The organism is Nitrosomonas eutropha (genome assembly GCF_900116685.1).
GTDB classification, from domain to species: Bacteria; Pseudomonadota; Gammaproteobacteria; order Burkholderiales; family Nitrosomonadaceae; genus Nitrosomonas; species Nitrosomonas eutropha_A.
This window is the reverse complement of the sequence record NZ_FPBL01000002.1, coordinates 275,921-301,579: the sequence shown is the minus strand read 5'-3', so window position 1 is coordinate 301,579 and position 25,659 is coordinate 275,921. Positions and strand designations below refer to the sequence as shown.

The 25,659-nt window shown below is 47.6% G+C and carries 21 protein-coding genes; 9 read left to right on the top strand and 12 right to left on the bottom strand.

The genetic code is table 11. The annotated features are described in order from the left end of the window. Positions 1-27: 27 nt before the first annotated feature. Positions 28-1,524 carry a M17 family metallopeptidase gene (locus BM331_RS03990; RefSeq protein ID WP_074927265.1) on the top strand — a complete coding sequence of 499 codons (1,497 nt, stop codon included), beginning with the start codon at positions 28-30 and terminating at the stop codon, positions 1,522-1,524. 31 nt (positions 1,525-1,555) lie between these two features. After that, positions 1,556-1,858, top strand: coding sequence for a DUF4389 domain-containing protein (locus BM331_RS03985; RefSeq protein WP_074927264.1), 303 nt, complete (start codon positions 1,556-1,558; stop codon positions 1,856-1,858). 64 nt (positions 1,859-1,922) lie between these two features. Here BM331_RS03985 and BM331_RS03980 read toward each other — a convergent pair whose 3' ends face one another. From BM331_RS03980 to BM331_RS03950, 8 genes are all read right to left on the bottom strand, one after another. Next, positions 1,923-3,005, bottom strand: coding sequence for a sulfate/molybdate ABC transporter ATP-binding protein (locus tag BM331_RS03980; RefSeq protein ID WP_074927262.1), 1,083 nt, complete (start codon positions 3,003-3,005; stop codon positions 1,923-1,925). Between the two features lie 11 nt (positions 3,006-3,016). Continuing rightward, on the bottom strand, positions 3,017-3,874 hold the full coding sequence (gene cysW / locus BM331_RS03975; RefSeq protein WP_074927260.1) for a sulfate ABC transporter permease subunit CysW: 858 nt from the start codon (positions 3,872-3,874) through the stop codon (positions 3,017-3,019). Between the two features lie 5 nt (positions 3,875-3,879). Next, a complete protein-coding gene (cysT, locus tag BM331_RS03970) occupies positions 3,880-4,713 on the bottom strand; it encodes a sulfate ABC transporter permease subunit CysT (RefSeq protein WP_074927259.1) in 834 nt (277 codons plus the stop codon). A gap of 25 nt (positions 4,714-4,738) precedes the next feature. After that, positions 4,739-5,746: a sulfate ABC transporter substrate-binding protein gene (locus tag BM331_RS03965; RefSeq protein WP_074927257.1), complete on the bottom strand. Its 1,008-nt coding sequence runs from the start codon at positions 5,744-5,746 to the stop codon at positions 4,739-4,741. A 28-nt stretch (positions 5,747-5,774) separates the two neighbouring features. Further along, positions 5,775-7,349, bottom strand: coding sequence for an alginate export family protein (locus BM331_RS03960; RefSeq protein WP_074927255.1), 1,575 nt, complete (start codon positions 7,347-7,349; stop codon positions 5,775-5,777). A 586-nt stretch (positions 7,350-7,935) separates the two neighbouring features. Further along, positions 7,936-8,868 carry an alginate export family protein gene (locus tag BM331_RS12150; RefSeq protein WP_256214808.1) on the bottom strand — a complete coding sequence of 311 codons (933 nt, stop codon included), beginning with the start codon at positions 8,866-8,868 and terminating at the stop codon, positions 7,936-7,938. Then, positions 8,865-9,437 carry an alginate export family protein gene (locus tag BM331_RS12145; RefSeq protein ID WP_256214807.1) on the bottom strand — a complete coding sequence of 191 codons (573 nt, stop codon included), beginning with the start codon at positions 9,435-9,437 and terminating at the stop codon, positions 8,865-8,867. The genes BM331_RS12150 and BM331_RS12145 overlap by 4 nt, the downstream gene beginning before the upstream one ends. A 145-nt stretch (positions 9,438-9,582) precedes the next feature. Next, a complete protein-coding gene (locus BM331_RS03950; RefSeq protein ID WP_074927254.1) occupies positions 9,583-10,401 on the bottom strand; it encodes a c-type cytochrome in 819 nt (272 codons plus the stop codon). 407 nt (positions 10,402-10,808) lie between these two features. Here BM331_RS03950 and rpoH point away from each other — a divergent pair, with 407 nt between their 5' ends. Next, the gene (rpoH, locus tag BM331_RS03945; protein WP_074927252.1) at positions 10,809-11,651 is read left to right on the top strand and encodes an RNA polymerase sigma factor RpoH; all 843 of its coding nucleotides are present in this window, start codon (positions 10,809-10,811) and stop codon (positions 11,649-11,651) included. A 49-nt stretch (positions 11,652-11,700) separates the two neighbouring features. On the opposite strand, the gene BM331_RS03940 is transcribed toward rpoH, so the two are convergent. Further along, a complete protein-coding gene (locus BM331_RS03940; RefSeq protein ID WP_074927476.1) occupies positions 11,701-12,414 on the bottom strand; it encodes a type 1 glutamine amidotransferase in 714 nt (237 codons plus the stop codon). Between the two features lie 258 nt (positions 12,415-12,672). Here BM331_RS03940 and BM331_RS03935 point away from each other — a divergent pair, with 258 nt between their 5' ends. Then, complete coding sequence (locus tag BM331_RS03935; protein WP_074927251.1) at positions 12,673-14,064, top strand: DUF2868 domain-containing protein; 1,392 nt, start codon at positions 12,673-12,675, stop codon at positions 14,062-14,064. After that, positions 14,064-15,491, top strand: a complete 1,428-nt coding sequence (locus BM331_RS03930; RefSeq protein WP_074927249.1) for a DUF3482 domain-containing protein — start codon at positions 14,064-14,066, stop codon at positions 15,489-15,491. Before BM331_RS03935 ends, BM331_RS03930 begins: the two co-directional genes overlap by 1 nt. A 6-nt stretch (positions 15,492-15,497) precedes the next feature. On the opposite strand, the gene BM331_RS03925 is transcribed toward BM331_RS03930, so the two are convergent. Further along, positions 15,498-17,471: a GumC family protein gene (locus tag BM331_RS03925; protein ID WP_074927247.1), complete on the bottom strand. Its 1,974-nt coding sequence runs from the start codon at positions 17,469-17,471 to the stop codon at positions 15,498-15,500. A 231-nt stretch (positions 17,472-17,702) separates the two neighbouring features. Further along, a complete protein-coding gene (gene ppc / locus BM331_RS03920) occupies positions 17,703-20,504 on the bottom strand; it encodes a phosphoenolpyruvate carboxylase (protein WP_074927246.1) in 2,802 nt (933 codons plus the stop codon). Between the two features lie 125 nt (positions 20,505-20,629). Here ppc and hemC point away from each other — a divergent pair, with 125 nt between their 5' ends. From hemC to BM331_RS03900, 4 genes are read left to right on the top strand one after another with little or no spacing between them, the layout of a single operon-like run. Continuing rightward, a complete protein-coding gene (gene hemC, locus BM331_RS03915; protein ID WP_074927474.1) occupies positions 20,630-21,556 on the top strand; it encodes a hydroxymethylbilane synthase in 927 nt (308 codons plus the stop codon). A 19-nt stretch (positions 21,557-21,575) separates the two neighbouring features. Continuing rightward, complete coding sequence (locus BM331_RS03910) at positions 21,576-22,358, top strand: uroporphyrinogen-III synthase (RefSeq protein WP_074927244.1); 783 nt, start codon at positions 21,576-21,578, stop codon at positions 22,356-22,358. Positions 22,359-22,372: 14 nt separating this feature from the next. Then, positions 22,373-23,410 carry a uroporphyrinogen-III C-methyltransferase gene (locus BM331_RS03905; protein ID WP_074927472.1) on the top strand — a complete coding sequence of 346 codons (1,038 nt, stop codon included), beginning with the start codon at positions 22,373-22,375 and terminating at the stop codon, positions 23,408-23,410. Further along, positions 23,407-24,588: a heme biosynthesis protein HemY gene (locus BM331_RS03900; protein WP_074927243.1), complete on the top strand. Its 1,182-nt coding sequence runs from the start codon at positions 23,407-23,409 to the stop codon at positions 24,586-24,588. Before BM331_RS03905 ends, BM331_RS03900 begins: the two co-directional genes overlap by 4 nt. 6 nt (positions 24,589-24,594) lie before the next feature. On the opposite strand, the gene BM331_RS03895 is transcribed toward BM331_RS03900, so the two are convergent. After that, entirely contained in the window at positions 24,595-25,641 is a 1,047-nt protein-coding gene (locus tag BM331_RS03895) for a CDP-6-deoxy-delta-3,4-glucoseen reductase (protein ID WP_074927241.1), read from the bottom strand. Positions 25,642-25,659: the final 18 nt, after the last annotated feature.

The window sequence follows — 25,659 nt, the reverse complement described above, 5'->3', positions numbered from 1 at the left end:
TCTCTGAAGTCGTCCGACTAGAAACCAATGCTCGCAACCCTTACACAAAACGACAACACTTTCGACGAATCAACCCAAGCTTCTCATTTACTAATCATCTTTCCCAAGACAGACAAAATACCTGGGAAATACCCATTGCCTGCCGAGCAGGTACTGAATGATTTATTACAGCGGCAAGGTGCATCGCCAGGCCGGTTGGTGGAAACACCGTTATCTGTCAACCTGCAGAATGGTGCGCTTTATGCCTGGACGATGGTGGATACCAGCAAATCGGTATTTGAACAACAAACCGGTATTCGCAAGGCAATGCAACTGCTGCTGAATGAGAACCCGGCTGAAATTCATCTGGCTGTTTATGGAGATGAAACACAAAGACAACATCTGGCCGAACTTGCGGTTTATATTGCTTGGATTAACGGGGCAATCCTGCCGATACGTAAACAACGTAAGGCGGATGACAAACCATTGGAGAGAATTTATTTGCATGGTGCGGCTGATTCCACTGGGTTTGCCATACAGCACGCACAGGCAGAGGGGAATTTTCTTGCCAGAGGATTGACTATCCTGCCTCCTAATGAGCTGACTCCCAAGACTTACCGTGAACAAATAAAAAAGCTGGCTGCCAGTGAAAACTGGCAATACCAGGAATATGAATTATCCCGGTTACGCGAGATGGGGGCAGGTGCATTTACAGCAGTTGCGCAAGGCAGCTTGACGGATGACGCAGCGATTGTCTATTTACGCAGAACGGCAAAAAATAGTGAAACCAACAGAACAATCGCTCTGGTGGGAAAGGGTATTTGCTTTGATACAGGCGGGCACAATCTTAAATCGGCACGCTATATGTATGGCATGCATGAGGATATGAATGGTTCGGCGGTAGCGCTTGGGGCGCTTCTGGCTGCAACCCGGGCCGATCTGCCAATCAACATAGACTGTTGGCTTGCTATCGCCCAGAACCACGTGAGCCCCGATGCGTTCAAGCAAAATGATGTGATTACTGCCCTGAATGGTATGACGGTAGAAGTCGTCCATACGGATGCGGAAGGTCGGCTGATACTGGCGGATACGTTAACACTTGCTGCCAGAGAAAAACCTGATCTGATTATCGACTATGCCACGCTGACAGGCAGCCTGATTACTGCACTGGGCACTCGCTACAGTGGTGTTTTTACCAACCGTGATTATCTGGCACAAAATGCGGTAGCTGTGGGCAGAACAAGTGGCGAGCGGGTATGCGTGTTTCCAGTAGACAATGATTATGAAGCTGATCTCGAAAGCAAAATTGCCGACATCAAGCAGTGCTCCATAGAAAGTGAGGCAGACCATATTCTTGCTGCTTGTTTCCTGCGACATTTTGTAAATGATATTCCCTGGCTGCATATGGATCTTTCTGCTTCCCGGCATCAGGATGGATTGGGTGCGATCAGTACGGATGTTACCGGGTTTGGCGTTACCTGGTCGATTCATTTTCTGCAGGAAATGCTCAAGATTCTGCAGAAGAGAACAGGGAGAACTCGCTGATTATCAACTTTATCTCACAGGTATTTTCTCCATGAATGATGAAGTAAAACAACGTTTGCAAAATACTGAAACCTGGACCCGGGTGCTTTTTATGCTGTTGTTTATTTTTGTCCAGGGAGGGGTGAAATTTCTGATTACGCTGCTGGCGGTATTTCAGACGGTATCAACCCTGTTGGCTGGGCAAACCAATACTCAACTGCTTAAGCTGGGCCGTCAACTGGCAATGTATGACTATCAGATCAGTTTGTTTTTGACCTTCAACAGCGAGCGACGTCCATTTCCATTTTCTGCCTGGCCTGCTGATACAAGTGGTTATAACCCGAGCGATAATTAGGACAATTAAGACTGATTTTCAATAAAGAGCATTTAAAGAGTCCGTTGCCCTGTTAATAAATCAACTATTCCTGTTTCTGGTCATGGTTTGGAAACAAGGCGAGACGACGGGGTTTGACAAAAACCTGCTCTCCTTTTATCAGCTGTAATTCACGAAAACGTTCCTTGCTGATTGTGGCGTGAATGGTGCGCTGGGTCAGATCATCTCCATGTACCAGTTCCAGCCGTACTACCGGGCCAATTGAGAGAATGTGAACAACATGCGCTGCCAGCGCAGGTTCACCGTTTATGGTCCGGCTCACCTCAATATCATGAGGGCGAACATAAGCAATGGCGTTGAGATCTTCTGCTGCTGCATGTTCGGGTACATCTATTTTCAGACCGCTGATCCATGCCTGTCCATGGTGTACACGGCCATGGAAAAGATTGACGTGCCCCAGGAATTCGTACACAAACGGATTGGCTGGTTTTTCATAGACTTCATTGGGTGAACCAACCTGTTCAATGTGTCCCCGGTTCATGACGACCACGCGATCCGCCACTTCCAGTGCTTCGTCCTGATCATGTGTAACGAAGATGCTGGTCATGTGCATATCATCATGTAATTTGCGTAACCAGGTGCGTAATTCCTTGCGAACCTTGGCATCCAGCGCGCCGAAAGGTTCATCCAGCAACAAAACGCTGGGTTCGACCGCCAGTGCCCGTGCCAGTGCGATGCGCTGGCGTTGTCCGCCAGAAAGCTGATGGGGATAACGGTCTGCCAGCCAATCCAGCTGTACCAGTTGTAATAACTCAGTCACCCGACGGGTGATTTCCTTAGCGCTTGGACGTTCTTTCCGGGGGCGTACACGCAGGCCAAATGCCACATTCTCGAAAATGGTCATGTTACGAAATAGCGCATAGTGCTGAAAAACAAAGCCAACATGGCGGTCACGGACGTGTTTGGTGGTTGAATCTTCCTGATTGAACAATACCTGCCCGGAATCAGCCGTTTCCAGACCAGCAATAATGCGCAGCAATGTGGTTTTACCAGAACCGGAAGGACCAAGCAGGGCGAGCAGTTCACCCGGATTAACTTGCAAGTTAATGTTGTGCAGGGCAACAAAAGAGCCAAACTGCCTGGAAAGATTGCGTATTTCGATACTCATGCGTAATTTCCTTATCTGGATATTTTCTGTGCGACTCTGGATTCAACGAATGTTTTCAGCGCCAGTGTAACCAGCGCAAGTAATGCCAGCAGAGAGGCCACGGCAAAAGCAGCAACGAAGTTGTATTCGTTATAAAGAATCTCGACATGAAGAGAAAGTGTATTGGTTAAGCCACGGATATGTCCGGAAACAACCGATACGGCGCCAAATTCGCCCATTGCCCTTGCGTTGCAGAGGATAGTGCCATACAGCAGTCCCCATTTGATGTTAGGAAGGGTGATGTACCAAAGTGTTTGCCAACCACTTGCTCCGAGAATGATAGCGGCTTCTTCTTCCTCTGTTCCCTGGGCCTGCATTAATGGAATCAGTTCGCGTGCGATAAATGGCACAGTCACAAAGATGGTGGCCAGAACAATGCCGGGCACTGCAAAAATGATAGAAATATCATGTTCTCTCAGCCATGGCCCTAGCCAGCCTTGCAAACCGAATATCAGCATGTAGATTAATCCGGCGACAACAGGTGAAACCGAAAAGGGCAGATCAATCAGCGAGATCAAAATACTTTTGCCGCGAAACTCGAATTTGGCTATCGCCCAGGCGGCGGCGATGCCAAAGATCAGATTGAGCGGTATGGCAATGGCGGCGGCAGTCAGCGTCAACTGGATGGCAGCGAGAGCATCCGGTTCAGTGATGGCGGCGAGATAAACCTCCCATCCTTTTTTCAGAGCTTCGGAGAAAACTGCTGCCAGCGGCAGTAAGAGAAAAAGAGATAAAAAGGCAAGTGCCAGCCCGGTCAGTACCCAGCGTGCCCATGGTGCCTCCTGTGTCTGTGGTGCGGTGAAAGTATGAGGTGATTGTGTAATTGACATGAACTTTATGCGATTGCCTTGCGATGGCGAATCCACCATTGCAACAGATTGATGATTAGCAGGAGTACAAACGAAATGATCAGCATCACGACAGCAATGGCAGTTGCACCGGTGTAATCATATTGTTCCAGCTTGGTGATAATCAGTAAGGGCGTGATTTCCGAAACCATCGGGATATTGCCGGCGATAAAAATTACTGATCCGTATTCCCCGATGGCGCGGGCAAATGCCAGTGCGAAACCAGTGGTCAGCGCAGGCAAAATGGTGGGGAAGATAATGCGCCGAAAAGTTTGCCAGCGAGTTGCACCTAACATGGCGGCGGCTTCTTCCAATTCTTTTTCAATATCTTCCAGCACAGGCTGAACAGTGCGGACAACAAACGGCAATCCGATAAAGGTCAGTGCAACAAAAACACCGATGGGTGTGAATGCCACCTTGATTCCCAACGGCTCCAGATATTGTCCGATCCAGCCGTTTCCCACATAAATTGCAGTGAGCGTAATGCCGGCAACAGAGGTGGGCAATGCAAATGGCAGATCAATCAGGGCATCGACCAGACGCTTGCCCGGGAATGGGTAACGTACCAGTACCCAGGCGACCAGCAAGCCGAAGAACGCATTGACCACAGCCGCTGCAAAGGATGCGCCGAATGTCAGCCGGTAGGAGGCAACCACCCGGGGGGCGGTCACTGTATTCCAGAACTCAGGCCAGGTCAGTTTTGCAGTATGAATAAATGCTGCTGATAGTGGAATTAGCACAACTAGACTCAGGTAGAGCAGAGTGAATCCGAGTGCTAGATTGAAGCCGGGCAAAACAGAGTGATGTTTGTGCTTGCTCAAAATTCAGATTCCTTGATTGATCTGGTTACTGATATTCATAGATTTTGTCGAACAAGCCGCCATCGCTGAAGTGAATCTGTTGTGCTTGTTGCCAGCTATCCGCCACATCATTGATGGTAAACAGATTAATTTCTGGAAATTGATGGGCATATTCTCTGGCTGTTTCTGCATCGCTCGGGCGATAAAAATGGCGGGCAACGATTTCCTGTCCTTTTTTGCTGTACAGATATTCCAGGTAAGCCTGAGCGATATCCTGTGTACCATGTTTATCCGTATTTTTATCAATTACGGTAACAGGGGGTTCAGTAAGAATGCTGATCGAGGGAATGATAATTTCGAATTTCTCTGGGCCATATTCCTTGAGTGCCAGAAAAGCTTCATTTTCCCAGGAAATCAGAACGTCCCCGATACCGCGCTGAATGAAGTTGATGGCTGATCCGCGTGCGCCGGAATCGAGTATCGGAGCATTTTTGTACAGTCTGGCAAGGAAGTGACGGGCTTCTGATTCATCTCCATTGTATTTTTTAAGTGCAAATCCCCAAGCGGCCAGATAGTTCCAGCGTGCACCCCCTGATGTTTTGGGGTTGGGTGTCATAACAGCGATACCGGGTTTGATCAGATCATCCCAATCCTTGATTTTTTTGGGGTTGCCTGCCCGCACCAGGAGAACAATCGTTGAAGTATAGGGTGAGCTGTTGTTAGGTAGGCGTTGCTGCCACCCGGCAGGAATTAACCCGGATCGTTCGCTGATTGCGTCAATATCGTAAGCCAGTGCTAATGTAGCGACATCGGCAGGTACGCCGTCAATGATCGCGCGTGCCTGCTTGCTTGAACCACCATGGGATTGCCTGATAGCAATCTTTTCTCCGGTTTTATCCTGCCAGTACCGAATAAACTCCTGGTTGAATGCCTGATATAGCTCGCGGGTCGGATCATAGGAAACGTTGAGAATGGTTCGATCAGCAAGTGCCTGATTAGAGTTGGCCACAATGAACATCAATAAACCGACTGACAGCCACATATTGAATTTCATTTGATTCCTTTTTGCGGATAAGTTGATGTTATTTGAATGCGCTGACAGCGACTTCTACATAGAAGAAATCCGTGCCAGCAGTAGTTTCTCCCAATTCCGCCAGTTGACGATTTTTTACAAATTCGCCATTGAACCAGTGTGAATAGCCCAGTGTGGTATTGATGTGGGGAGTTAGCTTGTAACGGGCACGGATATCGGCTGAATGTCCGAGAAAGCTTCCGCTGTTACCGCTACGGTCACGGTTATTTCCATCGCCATTGAGAAGATTGTTGAAACGATCAGTTTTACTGGCGAGCCAGAAGCCGTTATAGCCCCCATCAATTTGTAAATCCGGGTGTGGCTGGAACTCTACTTTGATTTTCGGTGCCTGGATATTTTCCATGATGACATAGTCATCAGCTGACCAAGGGCGTGAAAAGCCGAAGAATCTTTCGAAACGGTTGTTTGTGTGGTCGTTAGGATCACGATCACCGCTTATAAAGCCGTAGAAAGCACTGATACGAGGCTTCCAGTCAAGTTGCTGAAAGGTGTAGCCGAGTTCGAGCAGATAAGCGTATGCCGATTTTTTCTGTCCGCCCTCGCGACCAAACTGATAAATGGCACCGGCATCGAAATCTACATCAGTGTTGGGTAAAATACCATAGGCTCGTATGGCGGGAGAGTGGATTTCACGTTTGACTCGTGTTCCTCCCTCGTCATCCTGCATTAATCCCATGTAGTAAGGTTGGAGGGTGATTATTCTTGACCATTGGCGGAAATGTCCGATTGCGCCATAAAACCACTGCCCTTTGTCGCGCCGGTCAAATTTTTCTATCAGTCTTATAACCGGTTGCACACCCCATGCGTCAAATTCCCAGTCATTCGATTCCTGACCGAATGTAATACGGAAGCCCTCAAAATTATTGGTAGTATTGCGCCATTGATTGCTGGCCAATAAGCGCCGATCCAGTGTTTCCCATGCCATGCGGCCACCCCGGATCCTGATGGGGTGATAATTGCCAAGGCTATCTCGCCCCAGCGCATCCTTAAAATAGAGTTCACCATAGGTCTGGATCAGTTCGAATTCATTCCAATCACGATTATCTTTAGGGAATTTACCGTTATAACGACGTGCATCTTCAAATTCGACGACGAAGCGCAGAGGATCCGAAATTTCCCTGATACCCAGATAAGCCCGTGTTCTGAGTAGAACAGGATCATCTGTGGTAATACGTGAACGTCGGATATCGTTGTGGCGATGTTCATAACGTATGCGGTAATCCAACCCGACATCCAGCCAGTAAATATTTTTGAAAGTATCGATACCTGTTTTGGATAGATTGCGAACGTAACGAGGGGGATCAGATTCCGGGTGCGTGCTGTAGCTGCGTGCACGCTGGTAAAAGCTGGTAGATCTATCACCAAGAGTGAATGTTTGTCTGTCTAGCTCAGCTTGCCGGTTTGATGCAATTTGTATCATCACCCCCTTCGATATTGCAGATTTGGTATTTGCTGCTGTTGTCGGGCTATCCTGATTTTCCGAAGGTTCTTCTTTTGCATGAACCATATTTGGTAGCGATGGGAGAGTAATTAGATAAAGCCATATCCATATACTGTGTTTCATTTATACCTCTGTTATGGGTTGGTATTTGTTTATGGCTCTTGATGTCGTTTGAGCGAAGCAAAGATAACAGCAATCCTTTATTTATAAAAATAATAGATAATGATTTTTATATTATTATTTTATATATAGAGTGAGATTACTATAAAGGGGTATGAGTGCGCATGAGAAGAAATGATGTAAGAAACTGATAATCGGTCACAACAGCTGGATACGATAGTCCGGAAAAAATGTTTCTGGCGATTTTGAAAATCACTTGTTTAGATTATTTTTACATCCGGTTTTCTGGCTGTCAGCTTCTGTTGTCCCGCGCTGTATAAGTATTTGAATGATATTTCTATCAGGTTAGGGAGAAGATTGTGGCTATCGAATTTAAAACAGCTGTATAACCGGTTCTAGACAGGGTATTGGAGGAGCAATTTCGTTGCGTCTAGCATGAGATGAATTTTACATTGGCAGTTTGGATTTCAATCTGGGCACTACTTGAGATGCACTTGCCAGGCCGTGAGGGCGAACGCGGGGGTCAATTTATCAATGCAGTTTCTTGATTATACGAACAGAGGCTCTGTGGCGGAATTTGCCACCAGAATTACTTGAAAGCACTGATCGATACTTCGATGTAAAACAGATTGGTGGAATCGGTTGTTTTTCCCATTGCCGCCAGTTGTCGTTTTTTTACAAATTCACCGTTGAACCAGTGTGAATAACCTAAAGTGGTGTTGATATAGGGCGTCAGTTTATAACGGGCGCGAATATCGGCAGAGTGTCCCAGAAAATCACCGCTATTACCGCTGGGATCGCGATTGTTCTTGCCACCGAACAGATTGTTGAAACGGTCGGTTTTGCTGGCTAACCAGAACCAGTTGTAACCCCCATCGATTCGCAGATCTGGCAGTGGCTGGAATTCTATTTTTATTTTTGGTCCTTTGACGTTTTCCATGACGATGTTGTCGTCTGCTGACCAGGAACGAGCAGAGCCAAAAAATTTTTCAAAGCGATTGTTGACGCTGTCGTTAGGGTCGCGATCTCCACTTACGTAGCCGTAAAAAGTACTAATGCGGGGTTTCCATGTGTGTTGCGAGAAGGTATAGCCGAATTCAAACAGATAAGCCCAGGCAGATTTTCTTTGTCCGTCATCACGGCCAAATTGGTGAATGACGTCAATATCGAAATCTATTTCCGTATTAGGTAGTATGCCGTAGGCGCGGAGAGCGGGAGAGTGAATTTCCCGACTAGCTTGGGTGTTATTGTGATTATCTTGCATTAATCCCATGTAGTAAGGCTGCAACGTAATGATATCGGACCATCTGCGCCAATTGATGATGGCGCCGTAGAACCATTGGTTTTTATCGCGCTGATCGAATTTGTCTATTAATCGAATCACTGGCTGTGCACCCCATGCATCCAGTTCCCAGTCATTGGATTCCTGGCCGAGCGTAATTCGGAAACCTTCAAAATTATTAGTGGTATTACGCCACCCGTTACGAGTCAGTAAATGGCGATCGGCGACTTCCCATGTCATGCGGCCACCACGGATTCTGACGGGGCGGGAATTTCCCAGATTATCCTGCCCAGTGCATCTTTAAAATAAAGTTCCCCATAAATCTGAAGGAGATCGTATTCATCCCAATCACGATTATCTTTGGGGAACTTGCCGTCATAGCGACGGGAATCCTGGAATTCGATTGCCAGCCGCAATGGATCCAAAATTTCTCTAATCCCCAGATAAGCCCTTGATCTGAGCAAAATGGGATAATCATTGGTGATTTGGGGGCGCCGGATATCGTTGTCGCGAAATTCAAAGCGTGTACGGTTCTCCAGTCCGGCATCCAGCCAGTAAAGATTCTTGAAAGTATCAATTCCGGTTTGAGAAAGGTTGCGGACATATGCAGGAGGATCGCGTTGCGGAGTGACTCCATAACTACGTGAACGGCGATAAAAGGTAGATGATTCACGATTTGAAATGGTGTTGATGTCTGTTTGTTTGATCTGGCGATCTTTGGTGGATAACAAACTACTATCTGCGTGAATTGTGCCTGGTAGAAGAAAAAAAATGGCTTGGATAAGCCATATCCAGCTGAAATATTTCATTTGTTTTTATCTGAAACAGAAAATCTTTTACCAGAAGGAAAAATGCAAGTTGTTGACAGGTAATTCGGATAGCTGTTAGACAGCTACCCAGCATGGTTCGTGACTCGGATGTGGGCCGAATGTGAACCGGGAATCGACTGATAGGTTAATAGCGTGCGTCTTTTGGTTTTCCACCTTTAGGCCAATCCTGGAGTTTTTTTGCAAAATCCGGGCGAGGTTGTCGGGTAAAGTACAGTGCTACATCAAAGGCCTCTTGATCGGTTAATGTGTTGCCTTGTCCAAGGGGCATGTTGGCTTTGGTAAACGCAGCTGCTGTATTTAGTCTGGCCATGCCAGCAGCGATATTAAAGGATTTGTCTCCCCAAAGTGCAGGAAAAATTACTTCGCCGTTTGGCGCATATTGCCCTTCCCCGTCTGGCTGATGACAAATAGCGCATTTGTCAGCATAAACTTTTTTTCCTCTTTCCATATCTGGAGGTTGCGGCGCAGTAATTCTGATAAAACCGCGACCCTCTACATCCACGCCAGTTGGGACATCTTTTGATAACCAATGCATGTAGGCGAGAATGGCAAGCATTTCATTACTATCGTAAGGTAGTGCTTTGCCGTTCAGCGAGCGCTCAAAGCAATCGTTAATCCGGTCTTGCAAAGAATTGATTTTAGCGTTTCTGGCACGGTACTCAGGGAATGTTCCCCAGATTCCGACCCAGGGTGCGGCATTGGGTTGGCGACCGCCATTGAGATGACAGCTTGTACAGTTCAATGCGCTCCCTGAATTATTTTTTAGCAACAGTGATGTCTGAAACAGGAGCTTCTGACCCAGACGAATGGCATCTCCTTGCGGGCCAGCAGGAATGGTGGACTCATCAGGGGGATTAAAAGCTGCCTTTTCTACAGCGGGTGGCTGAGCGACAGCGCTACCTGCACCCAGCCATAATAGAAGTAATAAATGATACATTTTCATTGGGTCTCCTTTAGCAACTATTACAATTTCCACCGAGCTCTAAAAATGCTGACTGATCAAGATGTATGGTGTTGTGATGAAAATTGAAAAGAATAGCATACTCTTATGGAACCGGATTTCAGCCATCTTGACTGCGTTTCTAACTTATTCAGCTTTTCCTCTGCTACTTGCCAACCGGATTGTCGGTGTCATCTTTTGGATAGTTGCTGCGGTCTGTGGTCAAATATTTCGGGATATTTCGCAGAGAGAACAACCTTAAACAAAAGTATATTTGTTCTTTGTTTGATCGCAGGACCTTTTGCTGCTTTACCTTGATATTGGATTAGCACTCGATGGATGAGAGTGCTAAAATATGCTTGTTGATTTTGTATTCCGCAGTATTCATTCGGAAATCAGGAGGAAAGTATATGAGTGAGATTTTAACTTTACCGGTAATAAATGGAGGGAATCTGGAGAGCTACATTCATGCAGCCAACAGTTTTCCTGTTTTATCACGGGAAGAAGAAATATCGCTGGCTAAAAAAATGCAGGAAGATGGGAATATCCATGCGGCGCATCAACTGGTACTTTCTCACTTGCGTACAGTTGTGACGATTGCACGTGGTTATCTGGGTTATGGGTTGCCGCATGCTGATTTGATACAAGAGGGTAATATCGGCTTGATGAAGGCTGTTAGACGTTTTGATACGGAACGTGGTGTTCGCCTGATATCCTTTGCAATTCACTGGATCAAAGCGGAAATTCATGAATTCATCATGCGCAACTGGAGGTTGGTCAAGATTGCCACTACCAAACCACAGAGAAAGCTTTTTTTCAATCTGCGTAGCATGAAAAAAGGGCTGGATACGATGAATCAGGCAGAGGTTGCGACCATAGCAGAGCAACTGGGCGTTAAGGTGGAAGAAGTTGTCGAGATGGAAACACGCTTTAGTGGTCGGGATATTTCGCTTGAACCGCTAACGGACAGTGACGAAGAGGATTTCAGCCCGATTGCCTATCTGACAGATGGATCAGATCCGTCCAGAGAGCTGGAAAAAGAACAGCTGGAGCAGTTGACGCATACGAAACTGAAAAATTCACTGGATAGCCTGGATGAGCGCAGTCGTCGTATTATTGAAGCGCGCTGGCTGCGGGAAGATAAGACCGCAACCTTGCATGAACTGGCTGAAGAATTGGGTATTTCTGCCGAACGGGTACGCCAGATTGAAGCCAGGGCCATGAAGAAAATGCGGGCTGAAATAGCTATTTAACAACTACTTTATGCAATCTCCTGATGGATGGCTGTGTTGCTTGCGGTCATCAATTTTTTAATGCAGTTATCCATTTTTTGTATAGACGATCCGCAACTGATTGCAATGCCATAATACGCTCCTCCAGGTTCGTCTGAATTTCCTCACTACTACTGACAGCGGGATTTTCATGGTTATGCAGCAGCTTATCAGCATTCGCTTTGCACCATGCTTTGACCATCGTCGCTGTCATTTCAATGTGACACTGCATACCCAGATGGATGCCTAGTGCAAAAGCCTGATTGGGACAATAAGGGCTGGACAGCAGTCGCATAGCATTTGCCGGTATGCTGAAGGTTTCACCGTGCCAGTGAAAGGCATCAAATTCTGAAAGATCGCTGCCAAACCAATCCTGTGCAATAGGTGTGCTTTCTTCAATACGGACTTGTCCCCAGCCAATTTCCTTAACCGGATTACTTGTTACGATACCCCCGAGAGCAGTTGATAGCAGTTGCCCGCCCAGGCAATGGCCCAGCACCGGGATATCAGCAGCTACCGCCTGCCTGATGAGTGATAATACCGAATTGATCCAGGGTAGATCATCATGCACACTCATTGGCCCGCCCATCAATACCAAGCCACTGTATTCCCTTGGGTTATTCGGAGGCCGCGTTCCTTTATCCAGGCAGATGAGCTGCCAGGGAATATGATGGTGATCAAGAAATGTGGCAAAATAGCCGGGCCCTTCAAGCGGGAAAAACCTGAGAATTGCGACGGGTTTCATTAACAATATCCTTCCTGGAATAAATGAACGGATTTCACTGTTCTCTTTCGGGTATTTTGCTTTGTTCAGTAGCGTATGAATTGTACGGTTTTCCGGGCTTTTACGGGTGGAGGCTTTTATGGGCCGCCATGTGATAACCGCTTCCTGTTGCCATATATTGGTAGTTTGCACTGCCTGATAACAGGGTTTTCAGGTCGCCATCCAGGTATTTCGGGGTAATCTGATTTTTATTTATTCTACTTTGATATATCAATAGTGATGGCCTTTAAAAACCATGATTTTAGTGATCTGGTTCGATTGGAACAGCTGCGGCATATTGAAACCGGTCAGGCAAAGACGCTTTCCTATGCGGGTGTTGCCAATATGGAATCGTATCCTGTTGCTGGTTTTAGTTACGCAGCTTTTCTGGAAAGACTGCTGAATCGTGCCCATCATCTGATTCACGATAATCACCTGGACGATATTCTCCAACAGCCAGAGAAACTGTTTGTGCGCGCTGGCAGAATCATTCTGGTTCTGGCAACAATTCTTGGTGGACTGGCAGCAATTAATGCAACCAGTGATTCTTCAACGCTGAATATTTACTGGCTGCTGGTTGTGCTACTTGGATTCAATTTTTTCTCGATGCTGCTGTGGAGTGCGGGAATTACGCTGGGTATTCAAGGGTTAAGTTCAGGTATTGCTGCACAATTGGCGCGCTGGCTACCCTTCCAGTTTAAGAAAAAGGAGAGGGATTCTATTGGCATGCTTGCTGCGCATGCCTGGTGGGAAACCTGTCTATTCGGCAGGGTGGGTAAGTGGCGAATCAGTATGCTGACTCACCAGTTCTGGCTGATTTATCTGCTTGCAGGGATGGGAACGCTAATTTTGCTGATGTTGGCAAAACAGTACGATTTTGTTTGGGGGACAACGTTATTGCCGGAAAACAGTCTGCCTGAACTTACCCGGCTTCTGGCTGTTCCCATGGAATTGATCGGTCTGGCTTCTCCTGACAATCAGCAGATCGCAGCCAGCCGGATTGGGGCAGGTATGCAAGATGCTTCGATCAGAAACGCCTGGGCGGAATTTTTGGTGGGGGCACTGATTGTTTATGGGGTGTTGCCTAGGATAGTGCTGGTTTTGTTCACATTTTTAATGCTGAAATTATCGGAGTATCGCTATAAGCTGGATTTATATCTGCCCTACTATGTCACGTTGAGGCAGAGCCTGATTGCAAATGAATTTATGGCGAGTGTGATCGACCGCGATCCAGGAGTCGCTCAAGAGCAGCCGGTGCAAATTGCTCGTGAAGGGCACAATCGGCATTTGCCGGAGGAGGCATTGGTGATCGGCATTGAACTGGATAATCACATCATCTGGCCGAAAGGAATGGTTTGCCAGGAAAATGTGACAGATCAGGAAACATTTATGCGGACAGTGGAGATGATCAAAAAGTCCAGATATTCCTTGCTCATTGGCGTGGCAGCGCATCGGCTGCCTGATCGCGGGGTGCAACGGATCATAAAAAAGCTGACTGCATTGGCATCTGGCCAGATCTGGCTGGTTTTACTGCAAAATAATGCTGCTATTCCAATTACGGAGTCACGTAAACAAGCCTGGTTCCGGTTGGCGCAAGCTAGCGCAATTCCGGCCGAACATGTTCTTTCCTGATGACGATCCATTTTGATATGAAAGCAAGCGGGGGAGCTGGAGGACAAGGCGCACCACTTCTGGAGATTGCTGTTGTTGGCCATACCAATACAGGAAAAACCTCACTGATTCGTACCTTGTTGCGTAGTACCAGCTTTGGTAAGGTTGAAGATGCTGCCGGCTCAACTCGGCATGTTGAGCGAGCGACTATCTTTGCCGGTAGCGAAGCGGTGTTGAATCTGCATGACACACCCGGGATTGAGGATGTGTATGCGTTGCAGGACGAGCTGCAAACAATCGCTTCCAGGAATAAACGTTTAACCCCATATGAACAACTGGAGAAATTTGTATTAGCCACTTCTCTCAATGACCCACTGGAGCAGGAGGCCAAGGTTATTCGGCAGATATTGCGCAGCGATGTCCTGTTGTATGTGATTGATGTGCGTGAGCCCGTACTGGAAAAATACCTCATCGAAATCGAGATACTTGGTAAAGCAATAAAACCCATCATCCCGATATTTAACTTTACTGCTGCGTATCGGGCTGAGCTTGATCTGTGGAGAAAAAAACTGGCGGCATTCAACATCTACGCCTCACTTGAGCTGGATACTGTTGCATTTGCTTTTGAGGCGGAAAAGCGTTTGTATCAGAAAATACAAAGCCTACTGGAAATACACTATACCCGTCTGCAACGCCTGATTGACCACCGTGCACGAATATGGAACCAGCTTTGCATATCTGCCGCCAGACGGATTGCCGGATTGATCATTACTGCGGCCTGTTACCGGGAGCCGACCGGTGATGACCGGAATTCGGTGGATACATCTTCGGCGGCGATAAGATTGCAGGATTTTGTGCGTCAGGTAGAGCAAAATTGCCTGACCGACTTGCTGAAGATGTTTAATTTCACAGACAAGGATGTCGCTCTGCAAAAGATACCGGTGCAAAATGGATATTGGCAGCTTGATCTGTTTGCCCCCGGCATACTAAAGGCTTATGGTCTGGATATTGGCAGTGCTGCGCTAAAAGGTGCGGCTGCCGGAGCTGGAATCGACCTGATGACCGGGGGATTGAGTCTTGGCACTGCCAGTATATTGGGCGCAATTGCGGGCACTGGTTGGTCTACATTCAGGCGCTATGGCAAGGAGATTCAGGCAAAGTTCCAGGGAACTCGATGGTTGTGTGTGGATGACAACACATTACAGTTATTGTATCTGCGTCAGCATCAGCTGCTGGACAAGCTTATGAACCGGGGCCATGCTGCTCGCCATATTGATCAGGTAGATCAACAACCGGAGCGTGGTGATCCACCTGATGGATGGCGTGGAATGATTGATATACTCAGGCAGAACCCTGCCTGGAGCGGATTATTAAGCCTTCACAACCATGATGATCAGTATCGTTTGATTGAAAAAAATCTGGTTGATGCGCTATTAAACTCAAAATGATGAATCCTATTTTTGTTCAACAGGATAAAACAAGTTTATTGCTTCGATCGGGTGCCTGGTTCCCGGTGGGGCATAAGCGCCGTATTCTGACAGTTCTGTCGGTGAGGTATAACCTACAACTGGCTCGAGATCGGCCAGCCGCATTCCTTGTCTGATCAAATAGAGAATATAGGTCTGCCGTAGTGTTTCAGCAGAAATCCGGCTGGTTATCAGCAGATCGGCATCAATTTGCAGGCAGGTCAGCAACGCTTCCAAGTCTTCCCGATTCAACCGATTCCCGGCGGGATCAGTCAAGCAATAGCCATATTTACTGTAGAGTGCAGCCAGAGCAGGGTGTAGAGGGATTGTTCTGGTGAATATATTTTTAATCGTGAGTAAGTTGTTTTCTAGATCAACATCATCATTTTGCAGGTTTGCGATTTCATCAGGTGTCAGGCCACTTAGCAGAAAGATAAGTAGCTGTTTTTCCTTGGCGTTTGCCGCGTGGAACAGTTCATCAATTTGCCGGGGCGTATATTCATCTATTTTGATGTGCTCCAGTGCCTGTACAGGTTCTCGAAGCAGATTTGCAGGCGCTGATGGCGGTATGCTAAGAGCGCTGTGAGGTAAATTACTCTGATTGTGAAGATGAATGTCGGACAGGTGAATGGCCAGTTTCTCCTGTTCTTTATGCATCAGGAATTCAAAAATCCAGATGGCAACTAGGCCCAGCAGCAAGGATGCCAGTGTCACAATCATGGCATTCCATAAATAGTCCGGCCTGATTGGATGATGAGGTAAAAAAGCTCGTTCGATAACATCAACATAGGGATATCTCCCGGTGTGCTGTGCTTCAACCTGAGCCAGTCTTGATTGTGTGTCCCGATAGAGTTGCTCCAGCTCTTCCAGATCAGATTTTAATGCATCATGTTCGGTGAAGCGGGCAGTAAACTCGGCTGCTTTTTGTCTATGCTGGTCCAGTTGCTCTTGTATCGAGTGAGTAGCTTGTAGAGCAGCGGCATAGTTCTGTTCAGCTTCACTGATGACTACAGATTGCCCTTTATGGCGGATCTGCTGAATTTCATCATCCAGTGCCCGCAACTTGTCCGGGATGACCTTGAGGGAAGGAGTTAAGGCCATATACTCACGGGTATATTGCCGATCAAGCTCTTCCAGCTGCTCCCTTAATTCCTGGGCACGTTTTTCGAGTGCGCTCAGTGTGCGGGTATCTTCAGTGGGTACAACAACCTGCCCTCGTTCAATCGACTTTCTGATAGTGTCGAGTCGTGCTTTTGCCTTGACTTCTTCCTCACTGGCTTTGTTCAACGAGTCGGTCAGACCCTTGAGACGTGCCAGTGCTTCATTATCCTGCCGTTCGGTTGTAATAATTTCGTTATGTTTTCTAAACTGCTCAAGCTCAAGTCTTTTTTGTTCAATTTTTGCAGTTAGTGCGGCCAGTTCTTCCTGCATCATTTGTATTGTTGAGCCTTTGGATCGGGCAACTTCTTCCGCCCGTGCATCCAGATAGACATCGATCCAGGTATTGATCAGGTGTGGGAGCAGGGCAGGATCATCTCCTTCGGCAACCATTTCGACCAGATTAGTATCGGTTATTGGCCGAACATCCAGCATGTCGCGAATGGTTGCGGGTGTCAGATCAACGCCTGCTTCGGTGTCACTTCCTTTGCGCAGACGGCTTGCTGTTTCAGTTAATAGCTCTGGGCCAAGGAGAACCTGCTTTTGAATGGTGACATGCTGAATATCTGCTTCCCTGCTTGCTTGATCAATCGCTGTTTTGGCGACTGTCAGCAAAGTGGCGTAACTCTGGTAAATTGCCGGTTGCAAAAAAACAACGCCGAGAGAAAGTAACAGGCAAGATAGAAAAACTACGGTAAAGATTACCAGTCTGGTGGGCTTAAGTTGAGCAAGGTGATTTATGAAAGAGCGAGCCCTTTCTGCGATAGACATGGTATTTTCCAGTTGAGGGCTCTCTGTTTTCATAATTTTTCCAGCACCAAAAGTTAGATTCGGAGATAAGCCGAGATCAGAGATAAACCTTTAATCGTAGTCTTCAATTTTTTTCTGTTAAATATAGGGGTGCCGAGCATACGATTGCATACAATCTGAAAATGACTGCTCGCCAGCATCCTTTCCCGGATCGTAGTTGTTATTACTGTAAGACACAGCACTTTAATTCACAATAGCCTTATTGAAATAGGGTGTTACAAAATACTAGCCGCTGTTTCTTAGCCCGGTGGCCACGCCGTTGATGGTCAGATGTATTGCGCGCCGGATCGCATCATCATCATCCCCTGAGCGATAGCGGCGAAGGAGTTCTACTTGAAGATGATTCATCGGATCAATATAGGGTGTGCGGATCCGGATGCTGCGCGCCAGTGTGGGATTGTCCTGTAGAAGTTCGGTATGCCCGGTGATGGCAAACAGCCATTTCACACAAAGTTCCCATTCTGTCCGGATGGCAGTGAAGACATACTGACGTAATTCAGAATCAGTAACCAGCTCTGCGTAGCGTGAGGCAATGCCCAGATCACTCTTGGCCAGCACCATATCCATATTGGAAAGCAAGGTTTGAAAGAATGGCCAGGTGCGGTACATTTCCTGCATCTGTGTCAATACCTCCTGCGTATTTCCGGCCTGTTGTACAAAATTCTCGACAGCGGTGCCGAATCCATACCAGCCAGGGATCATAGTGCGGTTCAGGCTCCAGCTGAAAACCCAGGGGATGGTGCGCAGATCCTCTATTTTATTGGAGGGTTTACGCGAAGTCGGGCGACTGCCAATATGCAGGCCGGCAATTTCACGGATGGGTGTGGATTCCTGAAAAAACTGTGTGAAATTAGGTGTTTTATAGACCAGATCGCGATAGGCTGCACACGCGCTGGCAGACAGCTCTTCCATAATCTGATAGTACTGTGGTGTATGGCAGTGGATAGCACCACGATCAAGCAAGGTAGATTCAATGGTGGCAGCCACTAGCGTTTCAAGATTACGCCGCCCGATTTCAGGATCTGTATATTTGCTGGCAATGACTTCTCCCTGCTCGGTCAATCTGATCTGGCCATTAACGCTGCCAGGAGGCTGTGCAAGTATTCCCTGATAGCTGGGGCCGCCGCCGCGTCCCACCGTACCACCGCGCCCGTGAAACAGGCGCAGTCGTACTCCGTGACGGTTAAATACCTTGGTGAGTTCGACTTCAGCTTTGTGTATTTCCCAGTTGGAGGTAACAAATCCGCCATCCTTGTTGCTGTCCGAGTAACCCAGCATAACTTCTTGCAAGTTACTCCTGGACTGCAACATTTTGCGATATTCGGGCAGAGAAAACAGTTCTTCCATGACATTGGCACAACCGCGCAGATCATCGATTGTTTCAAACAACGGGATGATGTTTACAGTCGATCGCGCAGCTTCGCCAAACTGTACCAGTCCGGCTTCTTTCAGCAGCAGCGCCGCTTCCAGTATGTGGATGACCCCGGTTGCCATGGAGATAATATAGTTAGGCAGTGCGATATGGCCAAAGCGACGCTGGATTTCAGCGGCCATTCTCAAGATTCGCAACTCGCCCTGTGTAATATCAGAATAATCAGACAAGGATGAGACCAGCGGATGTGAACGCTTGAGTTCGGCCAGAAGCCATTCAGCGCGTTCCGATCGAGGCAAATCAGGATAGTTCCGGTTATCCTGAACGTTTTTTTCATATAATTCGGACACAACCTGCTCGTGGATCTTGCTATGTTGACGCATATCCAGCGATGCGAGGTGAAATCCGAATACATCTACCGCACGGCGCAGATCGCGTATGGCGCCTTGAGCCAGCTTGTTTGATTGGTGTTGTTTCAGGGAACGAATAACGATATCAAGATCATGTACGAACTCGGCGCTGTCAGCATACGGTTCTGCCGTATTTTCCTGGTATTGCCGGCCAACGTGGGGGCTTAAGTACCTGCTGGTTGCGATTAAGCGCGCATGCATACCGAGAAAAACGCGCCGGTAGGGTTCGTCAATCCTGCTGGCCGGCAAGCCGGGTGCAGTCGAAGCCAGCCCTTCCAGTTCGCTGGTTACTTTGATCAGACGTTCAGTCAGACTCATAGCCTGACCGATTTTTTCTACTTCCTCGATATAATAATCAAGTATCAATGCCGAATGTCGTTCGGCGGCATGCAGCATAATCTGATGGGTGACAAAGGGATTTCCATCCCGATCCCCCCCAATCCAGCTGCCAATCCGTAAAAATGAGGCAATACGTGGCGCCGCCTTGTCCATGTGACGTTCCAGGATATCTTCAATCTTGGCATAGATATAAGGAATCTGCCTGAGAAAGGTGTAGTGGTAATAGATCAGGCCGTTTTCGATTTCGTCTTGTACTGTCAGCCTGACTGAGCGCAGCACCCGGGTTTGCCACAGTGTCTGGATAGCGGAGCGCAAATCTTCCTCATTGTGGCGCAGTTCATTGGGAGTGAGTTGAGTGCGATCCCGCTCCTTGAGCAGACGTTGTATCTTCAGCTGATAATCCAGAATACTGCGCCGCTGTACTTCAGTAGGGTGAGCTGTTAATACCGGAGAGATGAGCGCCCCGGCAAAGAAATTTTCCAGTTGTTGTGTATTGATTCCTTTTGCTGCCACACGTTCCAGAGCTAACGTAACACTGCCGTCTTGGGGCGGGGAGCCTGCGCGCAGATGAGCGCGGCGACGGCGGTTATGATGCAGATCTTCAGCGATGTTCGAAAGTAGCGAAAAATAGCTGAATGCCCGGACAACAGCTGTAGTTTCCTTGTGGCTGAGATGATTGAGTATGGTATCTAGCTCTTTTCCTGCCTCTTCATCCTGTTCGCGGCGAAAGCGCACAGCGGTCTGACGAATGGTTTCGACCAGATCAAACATTGGCTCTCCTTCCAGCTCTCGTATCGTGTCACCCAGCATGCGCCCCAGCAAACGAATATCTTCCCGTAGCGGATGGTCTTTTTCGAGGGATGTGTCTTTTTCAGGAACAATATTTGCTAGGGTATTCAGACTCATTGTTGTGTGTCTCCTGTAATCATGAGCTCGGGTGTCGCCGGGATAAAATGCAGTTATTTGCCATCATCCGTACCGGGGTCGCCCGTGCTAGAATGGCGGCATTGCTTCAAAATCAGATTCTTATTATGTCTAGTCCTGAAAAAATTGTTATTGCGTCACGCGAGAGCCAGCTCGCTTTATGGCAGGCAAATTTCATTCGAAGTCGTCTGCTTGAATTATACCCGCAAACTGATGTCACCATACTTGGCATGACGACCAGGGGGGATCAGATTTTGGATGTTTCCCTGTCAAAAATCGGTGGCAAGGGGCTTTTTATCAAGGAGCTTGAACTGGCTCTGGAAGACGGCCGTGCGGATATCGCGGTGCATTCCATGAAGGATGTGCCGATGATTGTTCCACCTGGATTCAGGCTGGCCGCCATCACGGAGCGTGAAGATCCGCGTGATGCATTTGTTTCCAATGATTTTACCAGCCTGGAAGAATTGCCCGCCGGAAGCGTGGTAGGGACTTCCAGTTTGCGGCGAGAATCCCAGTTACGGGCACATTTCCCGCATCTGCAAGTGCGCCCGTTGCGTGGTAACGTGCAAACGCGACTGCGGAAACTGGATGAGGGGGAGTACAGTGCAATCATTCTGGCTGCAGCCGGACTGAAACGGCTGGAGCTGGGATATCGCATCAGTATGCTGTTGCCACCCGAGCTGAGTCTTCCGGCAGTTGGGCAGGGTGCGTTGGGTATCGAGTGTCGCGATAATGATCCTGATATGGTGGAGTGGATGAAGCCACTACACCACGCCACAACTGCTTATTGTGTGGAGGCAGAACGTGCCATGAGCCGTGTGTTGGGAGGCAGCTGCCAAGTGCCGTTGGGTGGCTTTGCTGAAATTTTTGAAGGGGTGTTGACGCTGCGTGGTTTTGTGGCCACCCCTGACGGATCAAAAATAATCGCAGATAAATTATGTGGCAAGCCGGAATCAGGAGAACGGGTGGGTGAGCAATTGGCGCAAAACCTGAAAATGCACGGTGCGGAAGAGATTCTTGCCGCACTGGCCTGAGATGTGATCGGGGCGGATATTGGTTCTTGATCGGTTAACCGGTAAAAGTATTCTGATTACTCGCCCTGTGCATCAGGCGGGTAATCTGGCTGCACGAATCAAGGAATTGGGCGGAGAGCCATGGTTGTTTCCCGTGCTGGAAATTTCTGATAGCGAAAACAAGCAACCGTTACTGGATATGATTGCGCGGCTTGATGATTTTGATCTGGCTGTTTTTGTCAGCCCGAATGCGGTGGAAAGAGTTATGCCACTGGTTCATGCAGAGCGCCGCTGGCCTGAGCATGTGCGTGTTGCAACCGTGGGCAAGGGGACTGCCCGGGCGCTTGAACATCATGGTATTCCCATCGTTATTGTTCCAGAAGATGGTTCTGATAGCGAAGCCTTGTTGCGCGTGCCACAACTACAGATTATGCAGGGCAAGCGCATCATAATTTTTCGCGGTAATGGTGGGCGGAAACTGCTTGGGGATACGCTACGTGATCGTGGTGCCAGTGTTGACTATGTTGAATGCTATCGTCGCCACCGGCCGGAGGTAGATCCCTTACCGTTGCTGAAATACTGGCGTGATAATGGGATCCAGGCAGTAGTCATCAGCAGTAGTGAAGGTCTGGATAATTTATTTGACATGATCGGTAAAACAGGCCAACAATTGCTCAGAGCTACCACCGTGTTTACGGCACATGACCGGATTGAGTGCAAGGCAAGGGAGTTGGATATCAGAAAAATATACCGTACTCCTCTCGGAGATGAAGGGACTGTGCAAGGTTTGCTGGAGTACTTCGAAAAAATACAGTCACATTGATAGCATCCGATCATATGAATAAGTACACGCAGATTTCGACTCCCGGATCAGCTCGCCGTTTGGCTGTTTTCATACTGATGATCCTGTTGATTGCAGTGGCTGCCATGCTGTGGAAATGGGCTGGAAAACAAGGGTATATCTCCACAGTGGAGCACTCCCTGGCAACATATTTGGCTGATGCCGATATCTTTAGCAGTCGTTCACGCACAATGCTTGCCGAGCTTGAGCTTGAAAAAGCAGAAATCGAGCAGCGCTTAAATCATCTGGAAGAAAGATTGCAGGCTACCCGTGAATCTCCTGTGTCTGTTGAAGTTGGCAAACTGTCTGACGATGACAGTAATCATACGGGTGTCTGGATGCTGGGTGCGATCGAACGTCTTATTGTTTCGGCTGATCGTTATCTGCGGATGACGGGTGATGTGCGTTCTGCACTTGACTCACTGGAATATGCGCAAGAACTGCTGCAATCTGCCGATGAAGTCCCTGGTTCATCAAAATTAAATGAGATGTTGGCAGGGAATATTGAACGGCTTGAAGTACTGGCTACTGTGGATATCCAGAGGATTAATCGGGATATTACGGAGCTTGCCGCACAGATTGATAATCTTCCTCTGATGATGGATGTCAATCTGATAGAGATTGATTTACTGGAGAAACAAGATACAGCTGAGCCACGTTTATGGCATCGTTATCTGCTTGAAATCGAAAAAGATCTCAGCCGGTTGATCAAAATTGAAAAAATAAATGATTCGGGAACGTCATTATTATCGCCTTCTCAGATTCATCTTCTAAAAGAAAATATCAATCTGCAATTGATGCAGGCACGTCTTGCCTTATTAATTCGGGATGAAGATAATTTTCGCGCTGCTGTGAAAACTGCAACGGATTGGACGCAGCAGTATTTTAATACAGAGGCTCAGTCAGTCAGAGATGTTCTGGAGGAGCTGGAGAGGTTGGCCAGTATTAACATCGGATCACAGTTGCCGAATCTGGGAGAAATTTTGGGAATTGTGTACCACGATCAACTCATGCTGAAAGGAGAGGGTGAATGAAACTGGTGTTATGGGTACTGGCATTATTCGCATCAGCGACAGCTATCGTATTGGCTGCGTACTACAACACGGGTTCGGTTTTATTTACCGTGCCACCTTACAAGATTGAGCTTGCGTTCAACACGTTTATCATAATGGTGCTGTCAGTTTTTACCGTATTTTATATGCTCCTGCGGATACTGTCCGGATTGTCCGGTATAAACAGGCGGTTACGAGCAAAAAAAGCCGAGCAGCTGACATGGTCTGGTGTGAAGGCATTTTTTGAAGCGCGTTACGACCAGGCAATGGAACTTTCGGAAAGGGCCTTCAAGCTCGCTGATACACAAACGACCAAGGTCTTGAATGCTGTTGTTGCAGCTCGATCGGCTCATCAGCAGAGGAATTATTTACGACGTGATCATTTACTGGCTGCTGCCAGGGAGCAGGCTCCTGCGGGCAGAGTGCTGACGTTGATTACCGAAGCAGAATTGTTTCTGGATGAAGGGCGTTATCATGATGCGTTGACAGCTTTACAATCAATTTATTCATTCGGTGGTTTGCAAAGTACTGCGGTACTTTTACTGGAGCTAAAAGCTCAACAGATGGCTGGAAACTGGGATTCTGTACTGGAATTAACTGAAGTGTTGTCAAATCGCTCATCTGTTGATAGAGCACATGTGGATGAATTGCGGCACCGGGCACACTTGGAAAATATCAAAAAAAATACAAAAGATATTGTTTTACTGAAGAAATACTGGGGAACCCTGCCATGGCAGGAAAAAACTGATGGCAGGATTGCAGTAGCGGCTGCTCGCGCGTTAATGGCTCAGGGAGATAATGTTGCTGCACAAAAAATTATTGAAAATGGCCTGGATGCCGGGCTGTATCCAGAGCTAGTTGCATTATATGCAGATTGCCAAAGTGGTATAGTCAGCTGGCAAATACAACGAGCAGAAAGCTGGCTCGTGAAGTATCCGAACAATGCTGATTTATTGCTGGCGCTGGGGCGGCTTTGTACTTACGGGGAGTTATGGGGTAAAGCGCAAAACTACCTTGAAGCAAGTTTATCAATTGAGCCAGGATATCCGGCACATCTTGCATTGGCTCAGTTATTTGAGAAGCTGGGCAAGCAAGAGGCAGCAAGCGAACATTATCGCAAGGGGCTAGATTTTGCGCTCAAGCAGATTAGCTCGGCTTGATTCGTGTCAAGTTTCTGCCGGTTTTGAGGGGATGAAGGCATCAGAGAAAAAATTCCCTTCTTGTAAATTTCGCTGACTGGTAAAGCTGTCAAAGGCAGCCTTTACCATGGCAGGAGCGCCACAGGCATAAACCTGGCAATCCGACAATGTATTCATATCTTCCATAACGGCCTGATGCACCAAGCCGGTTTTTCCTTGCCAGTTATCAGTTAAAAGTGGTTCGGATAATACCGGGATATAATTGAAGTTTCCGTTTTCTTCTTCCCATTTTCTTGCCAGATCATTCAGGTAGAGACCGTCCCCGGTGCGAGCTCCCCAGTATAGTTTTATTTTGTTGTGTTTGAAGCGGGTGTTCTCCGTATAAAAGAGATGTTCCAGCATGCTTTTAACAGGGGCAAAGCCGGTGCCTCCTGCTAGAAAGATAATGGGAGTATCATTTTTGGGGGTGTCATGAAGAAAGAATGACCCCAAAGGCCCTTCAAACCGAAGAATATCTTTTTCCTTCATGTGAGAAAAGACATATTCAGAAAATACTCCACCGGTATAATTGCGTGTATGTAACTGTAGAAATTCATCATTCCCAGGGGCGTTAGCCAGGGAGAAGCTACGACGCTGACCATCCTTCATTAGGATGTCGATGTACTGCCCCGGCAAAAATTGCAACCGTTCATTTGCAGGCAATTTCAGATAAATAATCATGACGTCGGATGCTACATGTTCCAGCTTATGTACCCGGCAGGGCATGGTACGAATCCTGATATCCTTGACTGCTTCTATTTCCTGGCACTCAATTTCCAGATCAGAAAGGGGCTTGGCGCAACAAAAAAGTGCCAACTGCTGTTCTTTTTCCTGTTCTGTCAACGCTTCTTCGCTATAAGCGCCATAATCAACAATCCCTTGTATAATTTTCCCCTTGCAGGTGCCGCATGATCCGTTACGGCAGCCGTAAGGTAAAGACAGCCCATAACGCAAAGCTGCTTCAAGGATCGTCTCGGTTGGTTCGGTCGTGATGATACGGCCACTTGGCCTGAAAGTAATACGGTAAGACTCCATTGGGGAGATATAGCTAAC